The 15,903-nt window shown below is 66.2% G+C and carries 13 protein-coding genes and 1 riboswitch; of the genes, 5 read left to right on the forward strand and 8 right to left on the reverse strand.

What is annotated here, in order from left to right:
- The first annotated feature begins 89 nt into the window (after positions 1 to 89).
- Positions 90 to 554, forward strand: coding sequence for a GNAT family N-acetyltransferase (locus BVG12_RS31980; RefSeq protein ID WP_075795935.1), 465 nt, complete (start codon positions 90 to 92; stop codon positions 552 to 554).
- Here BVG12_RS31980 and BVG12_RS31985 read toward each other — a convergent pair.
- The 3 genes from BVG12_RS31985 to BVG12_RS31990 all read right to left on the reverse strand — a co-directional run bounded on the left by BVG12_RS31985 (position 535) and on the right by BVG12_RS31990 (position 2,997).
- Positions 535 to 1,797 (reverse strand): D-amino acid dehydrogenase, encoded by a 1,263-nt coding sequence (locus BVG12_RS31985; RefSeq protein WP_075795936.1) that lies wholly within the window; start codon positions 1,795 to 1,797, stop codon positions 535 to 537. The genes BVG12_RS31980 and BVG12_RS31985 overlap by 20 nt on opposite strands.
- A gap of 113 nt (positions 1,798 to 1,910) precedes the next feature.
- Positions 1,911 to 2,016: riboswitch (TPP riboswitch) on the reverse strand.
- A 117-nt stretch (positions 2,017 to 2,133) separates the two neighbouring features.
- Positions 2,134 to 2,262, reverse strand: a complete 129-nt coding sequence (locus BVG12_RS35580; RefSeq protein WP_267877473.1) for a hypothetical protein — start codon at positions 2,260 to 2,262, stop codon at positions 2,134 to 2,136.
- A gap of 63 nt (positions 2,263 to 2,325) precedes the next feature.
- Positions 2,326 to 2,997, reverse strand: a complete 672-nt coding sequence (locus BVG12_RS31990; RefSeq protein WP_083685577.1) for a hypothetical protein — start codon at positions 2,995 to 2,997, stop codon at positions 2,326 to 2,328.
- Positions 2,998 to 3,177: 180 nt separating this feature from the next.
- On the opposite strand from BVG12_RS31990, the gene BVG12_RS31995 reads away from it, so the two are divergent.
- Entirely contained in the window at positions 3,178 to 3,693 is a 516-nt protein-coding gene (locus tag BVG12_RS31995) for a hypothetical protein (protein ID WP_075795937.1), read from the forward strand.
- 79 nt (positions 3,694 to 3,772) lie between these two features.
- Positions 3,773 to 5,077: an NAD(P)/FAD-dependent oxidoreductase gene (locus tag BVG12_RS32000; RefSeq protein WP_075795938.1), complete on the forward strand. Its 1,305-nt coding sequence runs from the start codon at positions 3,773 to 3,775 to the stop codon at positions 5,075 to 5,077.
- Positions 5,078 to 5,084: 7 nt separating this feature from the next.
- On the opposite strand, the gene BVG12_RS32005 is transcribed toward BVG12_RS32000, so the two are convergent.
- Complete coding sequence (locus tag BVG12_RS32005) at positions 5,085 to 5,798, reverse strand: sensor histidine kinase (RefSeq protein WP_075795939.1); 714 nt, start codon at positions 5,796 to 5,798, stop codon at positions 5,085 to 5,087.
- Between the two features lie 145 nt (positions 5,799 to 5,943).
- Here BVG12_RS32005 and BVG12_RS32010 point away from each other — a divergent pair, with 145 nt between their 5' ends.
- Positions 5,944 to 6,450 (forward strand): hemerythrin domain-containing protein, encoded by a 507-nt coding sequence (locus tag BVG12_RS32010; protein ID WP_307189097.1) that lies wholly within the window; start codon positions 5,944 to 5,946, stop codon positions 6,448 to 6,450.
- Between the two features lie 9 nt (positions 6,451 to 6,459).
- On the opposite strand, the gene BVG12_RS32015 is transcribed toward BVG12_RS32010, so the two are convergent.
- Complete coding sequence (locus BVG12_RS32015) at positions 6,460 to 8,115, reverse strand: response regulator (protein WP_075795940.1); 1,656 nt, start codon at positions 8,113 to 8,115, stop codon at positions 6,460 to 6,462.
- A gap of 238 nt (positions 8,116 to 8,353) precedes the next feature.
- Between BVG12_RS32015 and BVG12_RS34770 the strand changes: the two genes are divergently transcribed.
- A complete protein-coding gene (locus tag BVG12_RS34770; protein WP_075795941.1) occupies positions 8,354 to 8,800 on the forward strand; it encodes a hypothetical protein in 447 nt (148 codons plus the stop codon).
- A gap of 79 nt (positions 8,801 to 8,879) precedes the next feature.
- On the opposite strand, the gene BVG12_RS32025 is transcribed toward BVG12_RS34770, so the two are convergent.
- The 3 genes from BVG12_RS32025 to BVG12_RS32035 all read right to left on the reverse strand — a co-directional run bounded on the left by BVG12_RS32025 (position 8,880) and on the right by BVG12_RS32035 (position 15,804).
- A complete protein-coding gene (locus BVG12_RS32025) occupies positions 8,880 to 11,198 on the reverse strand; it encodes a TonB-dependent receptor (protein WP_075795942.1) in 2,319 nt (772 codons plus the stop codon).
- A 366-nt stretch (positions 11,199 to 11,564) separates the two neighbouring features.
- Entirely contained in the window at positions 11,565 to 12,587 is a 1,023-nt protein-coding gene (locus BVG12_RS32030) for a GGDEF domain-containing response regulator (RefSeq protein WP_075795943.1), read from the reverse strand.
- Between the two features lie 154 nt (positions 12,588 to 12,741).
- Positions 12,742 to 15,804, reverse strand: a complete 3,063-nt coding sequence (locus BVG12_RS32035; protein WP_075795944.1) for an ATP-binding protein — start codon at positions 15,802 to 15,804, stop codon at positions 12,742 to 12,744.
- Between the last annotated feature and the right edge of the window lie 99 nt (positions 15,805 to 15,903).

A 15,903-nucleotide genomic window follows, 5' to 3' on the forward strand; every position in this document is an offset into this window, starting at 1 on the left:
CGAAAGCGGGGTTGGAAAAGGCGACAGTGTAACCTGTCGGGGAAACGAGGCGCGAAACGCCTACCATCAACCTCATCATCACATCGCCCATGTCGCATTTATTGTTCAGGCAAGCCGTCAGCGCCGATATCCCCGCCATGTCGCAGATCCGGTTGGCGGTCACCGAAAATGTCTTGTCGGACCCGGCGCGAATTACCGCCGACATGTACGAGGACTATCTGGAACGGTCGGGACGTGGCTGGGTCGCGGAATGCGGGGGCGAGATCGTCGCGTTTTGCTACGCGGACAAGGTCAACGCTTCCGTCTGGGCATTGTTTGTCCGGCCGGGCCATGAGGGACGAGGACTCGGCAAAGCATTGCTCAAGCAGGCGGTGGACTGGCTATTCCAGGCGGGGCATGAACGTGTCCATCTGACGACCGGCGCCAATACGCGAGCGGACAAGTTCTATGCCGCGCAAGGTTGGGATCGTAGGCCCGTCGGGGCTTCCGACATCGGGTATTCGCTGTCGGCCGTCCGCGAAAACACGCCGGTCGTCACGCGGCCGCGCCGGTGAATGCGAAGTCGACGTCCGGCTCGCGCCCCGACACGATGTCCGCGACGGCCCGTCCCGACCCGCAGCCCATCGTCCAGCCGAGCGTGCCGTGGCCCGTGTTCAGGTACAGGTTCGCAAAGCGCGTGCGGCCGATGTAGGGCACGTTCGACGGCGTCAGCGGGCGCAGGCCGGCCCAGTACGTCGCCGCGTCGTAGTCGCAGGCGCCGGGGAACAGGGCGCGCACGCGCCGCGTGATGGCCTCGCAGCGCACCGGGTTCAGGTCGCGCGTATAACCGTTCAGTTCGCACGTGCCGGCCACGCGCAGGCGCGACCCGAGGCGCGAGAAGACGAGCTTGTGGCCGTCGTCCGTCAGCGACACGGTCGGCGCGGCGTCCGGGTCCAGAACGGGGTAGGTCGCGGAATAGCCCTTGCCGGGATAGATCAGCAGCCGGATGCCCAGCGGCGCGAGCAGGCCGGCGGAAAAACTGCCCAGGGCGACGACGACGGCGTCCGCACGGAGCGTCCGGTGCCGGCCTTCGTCATCGATGATTTCCACGCCGTTGACGCGGTCGCCCTCGGCCTGCAGGCGCGTGACCGTCGTGTCGTAGCGGAAGCGGATGCCGGCCGCCACGCCGCGCGCGGCCAGTTGCGACGTGAACCGGTACACGTCGCCCGATTCGTCGCTGGCCGTGAAGTCGCCGCCCACGAGATTGCGGCGATTGGCCCCCAGCGCCGGTTCGATCCGGACGACCTCGTCGGCGTCGACGGTCATGCGCGGGCAGCCCAGGTCGCGCATCGCGGCGGCCGCGCGGCAGGCGCGCTCGAATTCACGTTCGTCCGTGTAGAAGTGAAGAATGCCGCGCGTGAGACAGTCGTAGTCGATGTTCGTGCGCGCGCGCAGCGCCTGCAGGCTGCGGCGGCTGTAGTCGGCCATGGCGACGATCTGGCGCAGGTTGGCGGCGACGCGGCCCGGTGCGCACTCGCGCACGAACTGCAGGCACCAGCGCCATTGCAGCGGATCGGCGCGCAGCCGGAACAGCAGCGGGGCGTCTTCCCGCCCCAGCGCTTGCACGACCTTGAGCAGGCCGGCGGGCGTGGCCCACGGTTCCGCGTGCGACACCGAGATCTGGCAGCCGTTCGCGAAACTCGTCTCCTGCGCGGGGCCGGGTTGGCGCTCGATCACCGTGACGTCGTGGCCGGCCTCGCGCAAATACCAGGCGGTCGCGGTGCCGACGACGCCGGCGCCCAGGACGATGACGTTCATCGGCGCACCGCGGCGGATCGACTGGACGTCGTAAACACAGGAAATTGCATGCCGCTCCTCGTTGGCGTCGTGGTGACGGGCGGAGCCGGCAAAGGAGGACAGGACCCGGATGACCCGGTATCCGCATGCTTCCCTTCGCTGGCATTACCCAGATCAGGTTCGGAGGGTGTTTCTCACCCGCGGGCCGCGGTTGCGGCTGCAGGACCCCTAGCGTTGCCTTATGGCAGGGAGAATTTTAACCGGTTCGCGGCATGCCGGTAAAGCGGCCTGAGGATGTGACGCGGCGCCGGCGCGCGCGGACGCGGCCGGAGAGGGACGGCGTGCGCGGCGGGCGCGTCAGGCCGTGGCGACGGTGGCTGCGGCCAGGGCGACGGTCGGTTTCACCGGTTCGCGCCGATCCTGGCAGGTCACCAGCATGAGGCAGGCCAGGAGTAGCAGGCTCCAGCGTGTACGATGGTGTTTCATCGCGCTCTCCTTTGGCCGCATCGTAGTCCAACGCCGCCACACGCGGCGCGCCGCTGGCGACGGTCAGAACTTGTAGCCGATGCTCACGCGCACGACCGGATACAGCTTGGTCGAATTCATGTCGTCGCGCAGGAGCTGGCGTTCGACGGCGACGTCGCTGGCGAGCGCCTTGCACACCGTTTGCGACGTCGTGCAGCCGATGCTGGCCAGCTGGACGTTCGGATTGCCCTGGTAAAACACGCCGAGATCGATGTTGCTGGTCCAGCGCGAATTCGGCGCCAGCGCATTGCCCCAGCCGATGCCGGCATAAGGCGCGGCCTTGCGGTAATCGATGCGGCCGGTCAGCAGGCCGACGTCGGCAGCCGAATAGAGGTTGCCGTTGATGGCGTAGGCGCCGGCGCCGTTCGGCCTGGCCTTGGCGTTGAATTTGTTGCCGTTGTAGACGAGGCCGCCCGTCAGGTGGAAGTTGCTGCCTTCGTTCAGGTACCAGTCGAACAGGACGTCGAACGTCTGCAGCTTGCCTTTGATGTCGTAGTCGACCTGGCCCGACGTCTTGCTGAAGTTGTGCTTGAAGTAGTTGGCGCCGAAGCGGCCGTTCAGATAGGTTTCCATCGGCACGACGACGTGGAAGCCCACGCCGGTGGTGCCGACGTCGGCCGTTGCGCCGACCTGCGCGTTGGCGGAGGCTGCCGCCAGCAGGGCGGCCGCGGCCAGCACGGTATGTTTCGCGAACATCGAATGACCTTTCAATGATAGAGCGGGCGATTGTAGCCGGGTGCTTGCTCCATGGGGAAATGTCACGATCCGGTTTGTTGTAATCCCGCCCGGAACGACAATGTAAGCATGTGTTGCAGCGAATTGCACGTAACATTTCGTTTGATAAACTCAACACAAACATTACAAAGAGGTCATCCTATGAAATCCCTGATCCTTGGCGCCGCGCTGTGCGCGGCCGCTTTCCCGGCCCTGGCTCAGACGAATGTCTCCATCAGCGTCGGCCAGCCCGGCTTCTACGGCCGTGTCGATATCGGCGACTTCGTGCCGCGCCCCGTCGTGTACGCGCCGCAACCGGTGATCATCACGCCGGCGCCGCAGTACATCGCGGAACCCGTCTACCTGCGCGTGCCGCCGGGCCATCGCAAGCACTGGGCCAAGTTCTGCGGCCGCTACGGCGCGTGCGGCCGTCCGGTGCTGTTCGTGCGCGACGAGTGGTACACGAACACCTATGTGCCGCGCTACCGCGAGCATTTCGGCGATCGCGACGGCTACCGCGGCGGTCCGCGCGAGGTGCGCGTCGTCGAGCGCGTGGAATACCGCGACGGTCGTGGCGACGGCCACGACGGCCGTGGTCATGACGAGGGCTGGGAACACGGCCGCGGCCATGGCGAAGGCCACGGCAACGGCCATGGCCACGGCCATGACCGCGACTGATCCGTGACGGGCGGTTGCGCCGCCCCGTAGTAGACTGTCTGCGTGAGCCCGGCAGCGGGCGCGACCGACGGAGGCAGGCTTGCAGAGCGATATCGTGATCGTGGGCGGCGGGGCGGGCGGATTGGAACTCGCCTGCAAACTGGGCCGCAAATTCGGGCCCGACAAGGTGACGCTGGTCGACAGCCGGCTCTACCACGTGTGGAAGCCGTCGCTGCACGAGGTGGCGGCCGGCACGCTGGACATCCACCAGGAAGGCCTGTCGTACCAGATGCTGGCGCACGATCGCGGCTTTACCTTCGTGTACGGTGCCATGACGGCGCTCGACGCGACCGCGCGGCACATCACGATCGCTCCCGTCACGGCAGGCGCCGACGGCGAGGAAGTGCTGCCGCAGCGCACGCTCGGTTACCGCTCGCTCGTGATCGCCGTCGGCAGCACGTCGAATTATTTCGGCGTGCCCGGCGCGCGCGAACATACGATTTCCCTGAATGCCACCGAGGACGCCGAGCGGTTCCGCCTGCGCCTGCTGCGCCTGCTCGCCCAGGCCGAGCAGCAGAAGGAGGACGGTACGGGCGACAGCGGCCTGGACATCGTCATCATCGGCGGCGGCGCCACGGGCGTCGAGCTGGCGGCGGAATTGCGCGAGGCATCCGGCGCGTACGCCGCCTATGGCTTTCGTCGCTTGCAGGTGAAGCGCGACGTGCGCATCACGCTGCTCGAAGGCGCGCCCCGCATCCTGGCGCCGCTGCCGGAACGCGTGTCGGCCGCGGCCCTGCGCCTGCTGGACGAGCGAGCCATCCGGGTCGTGACGGATTGCCGCGTCAGCCGGATCGACAAGCACGAGGTCAGCGACAGCAAGGGCAATGTCTATCCGGTCGACCTGTGCGTGTGGGCCGCGGGCATCCGCGCGCCGGAATTCCTCGGCTCGCTCGGCTTGCCGGTCGCCAAGGGCGGCCAGATCGAAGTCGACGGGCATTTGCGCGTGAAAGGCGTGCCCGACGTGTACGCGCTGGGCGATTGCGCCGCCTGCACGGACGGCAACGGCAAGCCGGTGCCGCCCCGCGCCCAGGCCGCGCACCAGCAGGCCGACTATCTGCTGAAGACCTTCGTCAGCCTGGCCGCCGGCCAACCGCCGCGGAACGACCCGTATGTGTACCGCGATTACGGGTCGCTCGTGTCGATCGGCCGCGAGACGACGGTCGGCAATCTGATGGGGTCACTGCGCGGCGCGAGCCTGTTCGTGGAAGGCTTCATGGCGCGCATCATGTACATGAGCCTGCACCTGATGCACCACAAGGCCGTGCTGGGTTCGCTGCGCACGGGCCTGATGGCGCTGGGACGTTTCCTGATCCGCAGGACGACGCCGATCGTGAAGCTGCACTGAGCGCCGTTCAGGCGCCTTGCCTGGGCAGGATCAGCGTCAGCGCCGTGCCTTTGCCATCCGGCCCGGGGCCGAGGGTCAGCGTGCCTTTCAACACGCGCGCGCGTTCGCGCAGCATGCGCAGGCCGTGGCAGCTCAGGGAGGGGGATACGCCGGTGCCGGGGCCGACGCCGTCGTCGCGGATGGTCAGCATGGTCTGGTCGCCGTCGTCGTCGAGGATGACGTCGACCATCGTCGCCTGGGCGTGCTTGGCGACGTTGCGCAGGCCTTCCTCGGCGCAGCGCAGCAGCGCGACGCCCTGGGCGCGCGTGTAGTCGGGATCGTCGTCGGGCAAGCTGGCTTTCGCCTTGATGCCGTGCTCGCGGCCCCATTCCTGGACCAGTTCCGCGATGGCCGCCTTGGGGCCGAGGAACTCCAGCTTGTCGTTCCAGAGCGCCAACTGCATCTTGCGGTTGGTCTCGATGATGTTGTTCAGCAGTTGCTTCATTTGCGCGGCGCGGTCGCGCTGCGGTTGCTCCTGCAAGTGTTGCGACAGCAGGGCCAGGTGCATCGTCAGCGCCGTCATCGACGAACCGAGGCTGTCGTGCAGCCGGCGGGCCAGCTGACGCCGGTCTTCGTCCCAACAGGTCGTCAGGTGGGCCAGGAGTTCGGCCAGCTCGGCGGCGCGCGCCGCATGCTGGCTGTCTTCTCCGGAATCCGGCGGATGAGCTTCCGAAACTTTCATGAAGGCAACCAAATTATGTTTCTCGGGATGATACAACAGCTTGAGCCGGGACGGCGCAGGAATCGTCTTTGTGAGTTCCCGTACAGTCCGATGTTGCATTTCGCGCGAAGCTGTGGCCTGACAACCCCCACGTAAGGAGTATCACATGAGCACGAGAACGCAATCCGGCGCGCACACCGGCACCCAGTCGAACGCCATGGCCGCCGGCCAGGACGCCATCGCCCTCCTGATCGCGGACCACCGCGAAGTCGCGGACATGTTCGAGCAGTTCGACCAGCTGGGCGACCGCGCCACGACCAGCAAGGAAAAGCTGAAGGACAAGATCTGCAAGGCGCTGATCGCCCACACGACGATCGAGGAGGAGATCTTCTATCCGGCCGTGCGCGAAAAGATCGAGGAGGGCGAGGACATGGTCGACGAGGCCGTCGTCGAGCACGCGGCGGCGAAAGACCTCATCAAGCAGCTGCAGGAAATGGCGCCGGACGACGAGCTGTATGACGCGAAGGTGAAAGTGCTCGGCGAACAGATCGATCACCACGTCAAGGAAGAAGAGAAGGAGATGTTCCCGAAGGTCAAGAAGAGCGGACTCGACCTGCTCGCGCTGGGCCAGGAAATGGCCATGCGCAAGCAGGAGCTGATGTCGACGCTGTAACTCCCGCCCTCAGCCGGCCGCGGCCGGCTGGGCCTGCGGCAGCCCCTCGCCGGTCGAGCGGGCTGCCGTGCCGGCCAGCTGGTCGAGCAGGGCGTTCAATTCGACGGGCTTGACGAGGTGCAGGTCGAAGCCCGCTTCCAGCACGCGGCGCTGGTCTTCCTCCAGGCCGTAGCCCGTCAATGCGATCAGGCGGAGCGCTCGCATCGACGGGTCCTGCCGGAGGCGCCGCGCCACTTCATAGCCGTCGATGCCGGGCAGGCCGATGTCGACGAGGGCGACGTCCGGCTGTTCCGCGCACGCGAGGCGCACGCCTTCCAGGCCGTCGCCGGCCTGCAGCACCGGATACCCGAACGAGGTCAGCATCGTGGCCATCATCTCGCGGCCATCGTCATTGTCTTCGATCAGCAGCACCTTGGGCTTGCCGGCTGCGGGCGCGGCGGCGCGCGCCGGCGTATCGGCCGCCGCGGCCGGTTCGGCGCGCGGCAGGCGGATCTCGAACGTGCTGCCGCTGCTGTTGCCCGGGCTGCTGGCGCTGACCGTGCCGCCATGCAGTTCCACGAGGCGCCGCACGAGCGACAGGCCGATCCCCAGGCCGCCCTGCGAGCGGTCGATCGAGATCGCGCCCTGCACGAACACGTCGAACACGTGCGGCAGCAGGTCGGGGGCGATGCCCACGCCGGAATCGCTCACGCGCAGCACGATGTCCCCATCGCTCTCCAGGACCGCGATGTCGATGCGGCCGCCGGCCGGCGTATATTTCAGGGCGTTGTCGATCAGGTTCGTCGCGATCTGTTCGAGCCGGGTGGCGTCGCCGTCGACCCAGCCCGGCGCCAGCTGCGCGTCGATGTCGTAGCCGGCCGTGCGGCCGGTGGCGCGGAACGTGTCGAGGCAGCTCGATACGAGCGTGGCGATGTCCAGGCGCTTGCGCGACAGCAGGATCTTGCCCGACATGGCGCGCGACAAGTCCAGTAAATCGTCGACGATGCGCGACAAATGCTGGCTCTGGCGCTGGATGATCAGGCGGGCGCGCCCGGCGGAATCGGGCCCGACGCCCGGCATCCCCAGCAGCGACGACGCGCTGCTGATGGCGGACAGCGGATTGCGCAGTTCGTGGCCCAGCATCGCGAGGAATTCGTCCTTGGCGCTGCTCTTGCGCTCGGCCGCGCGCCGCTCTTCCATTTCGCGCACGAGGCGTTTATTCGTCGCGGTGAGTTCGGTCGTGCGCTGCGACAGTTTCTCGGCCTGCCGCTTGAGCTGTTCGTTCTTCGTCGCGAGCGCCACGAACACCTGCACCTTGGCGCGCAGCACTTGCGGGATCACGGGGGTGAACAGGAAGTCGGCGGCGCCGCGCTGGTAAGCCTTCAGGCGGTCGATCTCGTCGGCGAGGAAGGCCGTGACGAAAATGATCGGGATGTCGGCCGAGCGGGGGCGCAGGTGGATTGCCTCGGCGGTCTCGAAACCGTCCATGCCCGGCATATTGACGTCCAGCAGGATGACGGCGAAATCGTGACGGAGCACCTGGCGCAATGCGTCTTGTCCCGAGCGCGCGGACAAGACCTCGTAATTGCTTTCGTCGGCCCATTGCTCCAGCAGGCTCGTCAATGCAAGCAGGCTGGCGGCATCGTCGTTGACGACGAGGATCTTAGGTTTTTCGGTGAGGGACACGGCGTTTGAACAGGGGCTCGGTACACGTATTCACAGGCTCTTCAGAATATCAGAGCATGCCGCTTTGCAAAATAAATTGATAAAAACTGTTGCAATTCGTCATGATAGCACGGCCCGTCCATACTCAAAAATCAATCGTGCGCGGCTACCGGCGGGGCATCGTTCGCTGCCGCACATACCTTGTCAAGACCGTATGCCATAGTGGGAACATGTCAGGGTGCCACATGAAAGGACAGACATGAATATCCAAATCATCGTTAACGACACGCATCACGATAAATGCTTCCGTGAACTGGTCAACGAACCGGTGACGGCGCTGCGCGACGTCACGCAGCAGCAGGCGGACGCGCTGCGCGATGCGTTCGGCATTCGTACGATCGCCGACCTGGCCGAGCTCAAGGTGGTCAAATGGGCACGCGCGATCCGCACGATGGCGTCTGCCGAAGCCGAACCGCGCGAAGCCGTTGCCAAGGAAACCTTGCTCGACGATGCCGTGGAAATGACCTTCCCGGCCAGCGACCCGGTCTCCGTCACATCGAGCATCACCCGCATCGAGGTGCCGCCGGAGAAGGTGGACGCCAGTTCCGACCACCAGAACGCGGCCGCCATCGAGGCGCACAACGAGCAGGTCGTCGGCTGCCGGGCGCTGGGGCCGGGCGGCGAGAAGACGGCCGGCGCGGCTTGATTCGCACCCTGTCAACGAACGACGGGCAGGACGACAGGGATAACCCGTCGTCCTGCCCGCGTATTGGCAATCGGCGAGCTTAGAAGTTCACGCGGAACTGCGCGCCGTAGTTGCGCGGCTCGTTGACGATGCCCGTGAGGTTGTCGAAGTCGATCGCGGCCACGACCTGGATGCGGTTCGTGATGTTGCGCGCGAACGCGGCGACTTCATACTTCCCGTCGGCCCACTTGTAGCCGACCCGCAGGCCGCCTTCCAGCAGCGCCTTCGCCCTGTACTCCTTCGCTTCGTACAGGAACATGTTGTACTCGGTACGGTACGACCAGTCGGTGAGCGCGTACAGTTCGCCGTCGGCCAGCGGATGCGAGTAACGCAGCGTGAAGTTGGTCTGCCATTTCGGCGAGCGCGGCAGCGGCAGGCCGTTCAGCTTTTGCGTGTACGGGAACGGGCCGGGCACGCCGGTCGGGGTGCAGCCGTTCAAGCCGTTCGTGTTGGGCTGGTTGCCGCACGTCTGCACGAACAGGTTCGGGTCCTTGATCTCCGTGTCGTTGTAGCTGGCGCCGAGGCTGGCGCGCCAGTCGTCCGACAGGATTGCCTGGAAGTCCATTTCCACGCCCTGGCCCGTGACCTTGTCCGCGTTGATCAGCTGGTTCATGTTGATCGTGCCGCTGCCGGCCGTCAGCTGCTTGTCCTTGACGCGGTACTGGAAGACCGTCGCGGACAGGCGTGCGCGGCGGTCCAGCATGTCGGCCTTGATGCCGGCCTCGTACGACAGCGCCTTTTCTGCGCCGGCCATCGACGGCTTGTCGGCGAGGCCGTTCAGGCGGCCCTGCATCGACGGCGCACGGTAGCCGGTGGCGACGCGCGCGAACAGGTTGGTGTCGGCATCCAGCGCGTAGCTGACCGAGCCGTCCCAGCTGACGTTGTGCGAATCGCTGTGCAGCGGCAGCGGGCCGCTCGTCTTGGGCGGTTCGAAGCGCTGGGCCACGAAGTCCTTGTTGTCGTTCGTGTAGCGCAGGCCGCCGCGCAGTTTCAGCTGGTCCGTCACCTTGTAGTTCAGGGTGCCGAACACGGCCCAGGAGCGCGCGTCCTGCGTCTGCGTCGCGTACGCGTCGTTCTTCGGATTGCCCGGCGCCAGCGTGTTGAAGCTGATCGAATCGATGCGGATGTGCTCGTCGAAATAGAACACGCCGGCCATCCACTGCAGCGGATCCTTCGTGTTCGATTCCAGGCGGATTTCCTGCGTCGTCTGGTTATGCTCGGGCAGCAGGTCCGCCGTCTCGACCGTGAACGGGATGTACGCGTTCTGGCCCGGGTAGTTCGGCCCCATCGGCGGCGCGTAGGCCGCGCCGAAGCCGCCGTCGACGTCGCCGCGGCTGTAGAAGTAGGCGTGCTCGTAACCCGTGATCGAGTGCAGGGTCATGCCGTCGAAGTCCCAGCGCAGGCGCATGTTGGCGCCGCTGGTGCGCAGCGTCTGGTTGTTGCCGCCGTCGGTCGGGTAGCTGTCGTAGTTGAAGCCGTCGACGAGGTCGTTCGTCCCCTTTTTGATGATGTTGGCGCGGAACAGCGTCGCATTGCCGCGCATGTCGCGGCCGTGGACGTTGAACAGGGCCGAGAAGTCGCGGGTCGGCTTGACCAGCAGCTGCACGCGCGCGGCGTTGTCGTCATAGCCTTCGAAGTCGCGCGTGTAGGCGTTCGGCAGCGGGTTGTGGACGCGGTTGTTGCGGTGCTGCGATTGCAGCGAGACGCGCAGCGCCGTCGTCTCCGACAGCGGCATGTTGTACGCGCCTTCCGCATTGACGGTGCCGTAGTTGCCGGCGCCGAGGACGGCATAGCCTTCCGTCTTGAACACGGGTTTCGCCGAGTCGAACTTGATCACGCCGGCCGGGGAGTTACGGCCGAACAGCGTACCTTGCGGGCCGCGCAGCACCTCGACCTGGTCGACGTCGAACACGGGGAAGCCCTTGAGCATCGGGCTTTCCTGCACGATGTCGTCGACGACGAGGCCCACCGGCTGCGACGCGTTCAGGTCGAAATCGGTATTGCCCTGGCCACGGATATAAAAGCGCGGGAACGAGCGGCCGTAGTCGGATTCGACGTTCAGGGACGGCGAGCGGCCGGCCAGGAAACGGATGTCGGCGCCACCGGACGTCAGCACGTCGAGCTTTTCGCCCTTGATCGCGGTGACCGACATCGGCACTTCCTTGAGATTCTCGGCGCGTCGCTGGGCGGTCACGATCACGGTTTCGAGGCGTTGGCCGGACTTGGCCGGCGCGGCCTGATCCGCGGCCTGGTCGGGGGCCTGGTCGGGTTCGTCGGCCAGGGCATACAGGGGGAACGTGCCGGCGACGGCAGCGGCCAGCAGCGTGCGGGCGAACATTCGGGTTGGGCGTACGTACATGTGCGTCTCTTCCTTTTGCTTGGGGCTATTGTTTTCGCTTCTTTGTCGAGTGGCAAAGATTGCCCATGCTAGCAGTAAAGACAATTGGGAAAGATTACGTCACATATATTTTGAAAACGTATAAATCGCTTAGCTAAACGGTATTTGCCCGTGCTGACCGACTGTTGCATAGTGTCGGGTTGGCGTTCACGATCGTATGTGCGCGCGCCAGAGAGAAGGCGGCCGGGACGATGACGGCCAGGCGGACCGGACATCCGCTACCATTTGCCCGGCGTAGGATTTAAGCAACATTCATCGTGTTGTTAATAGCCAACATAAAAACAAACGCCCGCACAGGGGCGGGCGTCGACTTGCGGTGGCGGGCTGTCAGCGGTGCTGCGCCAGTTCCGGCGATGGCGCGACGGCCGGGGCGACCGGCGGCGGCATGGATGGCTTGACGGCCAGTGCCGCCTGGCGCGCGGCGCTGCCGTCGGCGCAGTAGCGGTTCTTGCCGGCGCGCTTCGCTTCGTACAGCGCGTAGTCGGCGATGCTGATCAGGTCGACGACGTTCTCGGCGTCATCCGGATACAGGCTGATGCCGATGCTGGTCGACAGTTGCAGCGTCAGGTCGTTAATGAAGAACGGTTCCGACAGCGCCTCGACGAGCTTGGCGGCCGGGCCTTGCGCGTCGGCCAGGCTGTGCACGTCGGCCAGCAGGACGATGAATTCATCGCCGCCCAGGCGCGCCACCGTGTCTTCCTTGCGCGAATTCGACAGCAGCCGCTGCGACACCATCTTCAGGATCTCGTCGCCGTAGGCGTGGCCATATGTGTCGTTGATCGCCTTGAAGCCGTCCAGGTCGAGGTACATCACCGCGGCCTTGTGGTGGTTGCGGTTGGCATGCTGCAGGGCCGTTTCGATGCGGTCTTCCAGCAGGCGGCGGTTCGGCAGGCCGGTGAGGGCGTCGTGCAGGGCGAGTTCCTGCTGGGCGCGGCTGTACTGCGCGAGTTCCTTGTACAGCAGGCGCACTTCCAGCATGTTGTGGATACGCTTGTGCACCTCGAGCAGGTCGAACGGCTTGCTGATGAAATCGCGCGCGCCCGCTTCCAGGGCGGCGATCTTGAAGCTGGGCTGGGCCGTCAGGGCCAGCACGGGCAGGTAGCCGCCCTGTTCGATTTCCTTGAGGCCTTTCATGACCTGGAAACCGTTCAGCCCCGGCATCTGCAGGTCGAGCAGGATCAGGTCGTAGTTGTGTTCGCGATGCAGCGGGCATACTTGTTCCGGCAGCATCGTCGAACTGACGTCGGTGTAGCCTTCCTCGCGCAATATCTCTTCCATCAATTCGATATTGTCGGGGGAATCGTCTACGACCAGGATCTTCGCGTTCAGGATGTCTTGTCGGCTGGGCATGCGTAATCTCATTCAATCAAGGCCGGACCCGTTAATTCCTTAACGAAACCGACTATAGCGCAACATTCCTAAGTCTAGCAAATGGCCGAGAATTTCTTGTAGGACAGCGCCGCGTGCGTGGGTAGGAACATTAATCTTCTCTCTAGCCATACCGCTAGCGTACGCCATTTCGGCCCGCAGCGGATGCTGCAGCACGATTCACGAGAGGGGAAGAGGGGCCGACGACCGATGCAACTGTTGCAATTAGTTCACTCGGCTCGACCGGTTTCGAGATATGTGCCGAAAAACCAGCCTCCAGCGCGCTCAACCGATCTTCCGAGCGGGCGAACGCCGTCAGCGCGATGGCCGGGACCTGGCTGCCTTGCTCCCGTTCCAGGTGGCGCACCCACTCGAGTAATTCGAAACCGTCCACTTCCGGCATGCCCAGATCGCTGATCAAGAGATTCGGCGCACTTTCCTTGAAGAGTGCAAACGCGTCGCGGGCGCTGGCGGCGATACGCACGGTGGCGCCGCAATCGCTGAGGATGCGTTTGATCAGTTCGCGCGCATCGCGGTCGTCGTCGACGACGAGCACGTTGACGCCGGACAGGTCGAGCACGGTCATTTCCGGCGTCGCCGGCGTCGGCAGGATCATGGCGGCACGCGCGTTGCGTGCCGCCGGCGGCTGTTGTTTGGCGAGCGGCAATTCGATGGTGAAGCTGGCGCCCTTGCCCTCGCCGGCGCTCTCGGCGCGGACCGTGCCGCCGTGCTGCTCGACCAGGTGCTTGACGATCGCGAGGCCAAGGCCGAGGCCGCCGTGGCGCCGCGTCATCGACGCATCGGCCTGGCGGAAGCGCTCGAACACGTGGGTGATGAATTCCGGGCGGATGCCGACGCCGTTGTCGCGCACCGTGACGGACACGCTGGCCTCGTTGCCCGCCAGTTCGATGGTGACGAGGCCGTCGCGGGGCGTGAACTTGATGGCGTTCGACAGCAGGTTCCACACGATCTGCTGCAGCCGGGCCGGGTCGCCCGCGACGAGGCCCGGATCGGCGGCATAGTGTTTTTCGATGCGGATGTTCTTGGCGTCGGCCGCCGGGCGGACGGTCTCGACGGCGGCGTCGATGAAGCTGGCCGGCGCCACGGCCTGCATGTCGAGCAACACCTTGCCGGACGTGATGCGGCTCATGTCGAGCAGGTCTTCGATCAGCTGGGCCTGGGCGCGCGCATTGCGCTCGATCGTCTGCAGGCCTTTCTGCAAATCGTTCTGGTCGCGGCTGCCGCGCCGCAGCACCTGGGCCCAGCCGAGGATCGCCGACAGCGGCGTACGCAGCTCGTGCGACAGGGTGGCCAGGAATTCGTCCTTCATCTGGCTCGTGCGCTCGGCCTCGGCGCGCGCCTGGCGCTCGCTTTCCAGCAAGACCTTGCGCTCCTCGGCAGCCCGCTGGGCGGCTTCGTACAGGCGCGCATTGTCGATGGCGACGGCGGCCTGGGCCGCGATGCCGCGCACGATGCGTTCCGTGCGCTCGCTGAACACATCCACTTCCGGGTGCCCGAAGAACATGGTGCCGAGCAATTCCCCGGAGGGAGCGACGACGGGGACGGCCAGGTAGCTGCGCACGGCCGGGTGGCCGGCGGGCAGGCCGAACGGGGTCGCCTCGCCGAAGCGGGCGTCGTGCGTAACGTCGCCGGAGCGGATCAGGCCGGTCGGACGGTCCGCGAGGCCCGGGCCGAACAGGCCGTTGGGGCCGGCTTCGCCGAACGCCTCGAACCCGGCCGGGCTGCCGCCGGAGACGGTGTACAGCGTGAACATATTGCCGCTGTCGCCTTCGTTGCGGGCATGGTAGAGGAAGGCGCCCTGACGCGCGCCGGCGATGCGGGTGGCGGCGTCGGTCGCGGCCTGCAGCAGCGAGCGCAGGTCGCGCGTGGACGAGAGGGCGGTGCCGGTACTGTTGAGCAGTTCCAGGACGTGCGATTCGTCGCGCAAGGCCTGTTCGGCGCGCTTGACCTCGTCGACGTCCGTGTTCGTGCCGAACCAGCGCAGCACCTTGCCGTGGCGGTCGCGCACCGGATTGACGCGCGTCAGGAACCAGCGGTAGGTTTGGTCCGCGCCGCGGATCGGGTATTCCATCTCGAACGGGTCGCCGCTGCGGATGCAGGCGTTCCACCGGTCCTGCACGGCCGGGAGCACCGTCGGTTCGACGGTCGTTTGCCAGCCCCAGCCGACGACCTGGTCGGGCGTCGTGCCCGTGTATTCGAACCAGCGTTCGTTGAACCAGACGATGGCGCCGTCGGCCTGGGCCATCCAGGCCAGCTGCGGGATCGTGTTGGCCAGCGCGCGCAGCACTTCCTCGCTTTGGCGCAGCGCGTCGGCGGCGCTGCGCCGGGCCGTGATGTCCTGCACGACGCCCGTCATGCCCAGCACGCCTTCGCGCCGCACCTGGTCGGCGTAGTCGGCGCGGCCGACGAGCGCGACCCAGCGCGGCTCGCCGTTCGGTCCCGGCAGGCGGCATTCCAGTTCGAGGTCGCTGTGGCCGGCAAAGGCCTGCAGCACGGCGCGCCGCACGCTTTCGCGGTCGCCCGGATCGAGGCGGGCGCGCAGCTCGCTCCACGCGAGCGGCTGTTCCGCCGGCAGGCCGAAGATGGCGGCCGCGCGTTCGCCCAGCATCACGCGGTCGCTGGCGGCATCCCAGCGCCAGTCGCCCAGGCGGCCCGCGGCCAGCGCCACCTGCAGGCGGCTATTGCCCTGCTGCAGGGCCTGCTGGTCGGCCTTGCGCCGGTTGATGTCCTGGAAGTAGAGCGTGAGGCCGTCCGGCGACGGATGGGCGCGCACTTCGAACCAGCGCTTCAGCGCGGGCCAGAAGAATTCCTGGATCGCCGTCTCGCGACTGACCATCGCGCGCCGGTACACGGTTTCCAGCAGGCTGCCGCGCAGTTCCGGGAACGAGGCCCACAGGTCGTGCCCGACGAGGCTGGGCCGGGTCTTCTGGATGGGCGCGAGCATGTCCAGCGCGCGTCCGTTGATGTACATGATGCGCCAGTGATGGTCGACGGCGCAGAAGCCGTCGGTCAGGCTCTCGAGCATGTTTTCCATGCGCGCATTGGCCAGGCGCAGGGCTTCGCGCGCTTCCTGCAATTCGCGTGCGGTGGCGGCGGGATCGGAGGCGGGGACGACAGCGGACGCGGCAGCAGCGGGCTGCGCGGGAGACTGCCGCAGCTGGTCGCGCTCGTCGTTCACCGGAGGTCTCCCCACGAGATCACCGTGGACGGCGCCGGGCCGAGCGAGGGAAGCGGCTCGGTGGGGCGGGGTGCTTTGCCGGTGGGCTCGAAATCGATC

The organism is Massilia putida, from assembly GCF_001941825.1.
GTDB lineage: Bacteria > Pseudomonadota > Gammaproteobacteria > Burkholderiales > Burkholderiaceae_D > Telluria > Telluria putida.

Bases quoted from the DNA above. Each gene is read 5' to 3' on its own strand.
- BVG12_RS31980 (WP_075795935.1), top strand. From the start codon at position 90: ATGTCGCATTTATTGTTCAGGCAAGCCGTCAGCGCCGATATCCCCGCC.
- BVG12_RS31985 (WP_075795936.1), bottom strand. From the start codon at position 1,797: ATGAACGTCATCGTCCTGGGCGCCGGCGTCGTCGGCACCGCGACCGCC.
- BVG12_RS35580 (WP_267877473.1), bottom strand. From the start codon at position 2,262: ATGAAACACCATCGTACACGCTGGAGCCTGCTACTCCTGGCCTGCCTC.
- BVG12_RS31990 (WP_083685577.1), bottom strand. From the start codon at position 2,997: ATGTTCGCGAAACATACCGTGCTGGCCGCGGCCGCCCTGCTGGCGGCA.
- BVG12_RS31995 (WP_075795937.1), top strand. From the start codon at position 3,178: ATGAAATCCCTGATCCTTGGCGCCGCGCTGTGCGCGGCCGCTTTCCCG.
- BVG12_RS32005 (WP_075795939.1), bottom strand. From the start codon at position 5,798: ATGAAAGTTTCGGAAGCTCATCCGCCGGATTCCGGAGAAGACAGCCAG.
- BVG12_RS32010 (WP_307189097.1), top strand. From the start codon at position 5,944: ATGAGCACGAGAACGCAATCCGGCGCGCACACCGGCACCCAGTCGAAC.
- BVG12_RS34770 (WP_075795941.1), top strand. From the start codon at position 8,354: ATGAATATCCAAATCATCGTTAACGACACGCATCACGATAAATGCTTC.
- BVG12_RS32025 (WP_075795942.1), bottom strand. From the start codon at position 11,198: ATGTACGTACGCCCAACCCGAATGTTCGCCCGCACGCTGCTGGCCGCT.
- BVG12_RS32030 (WP_075795943.1), bottom strand. From the start codon at position 12,587: ATGCCCAGCCGACAAGACATCCTGAACGCGAAGATCCTGGTCGTAGAC.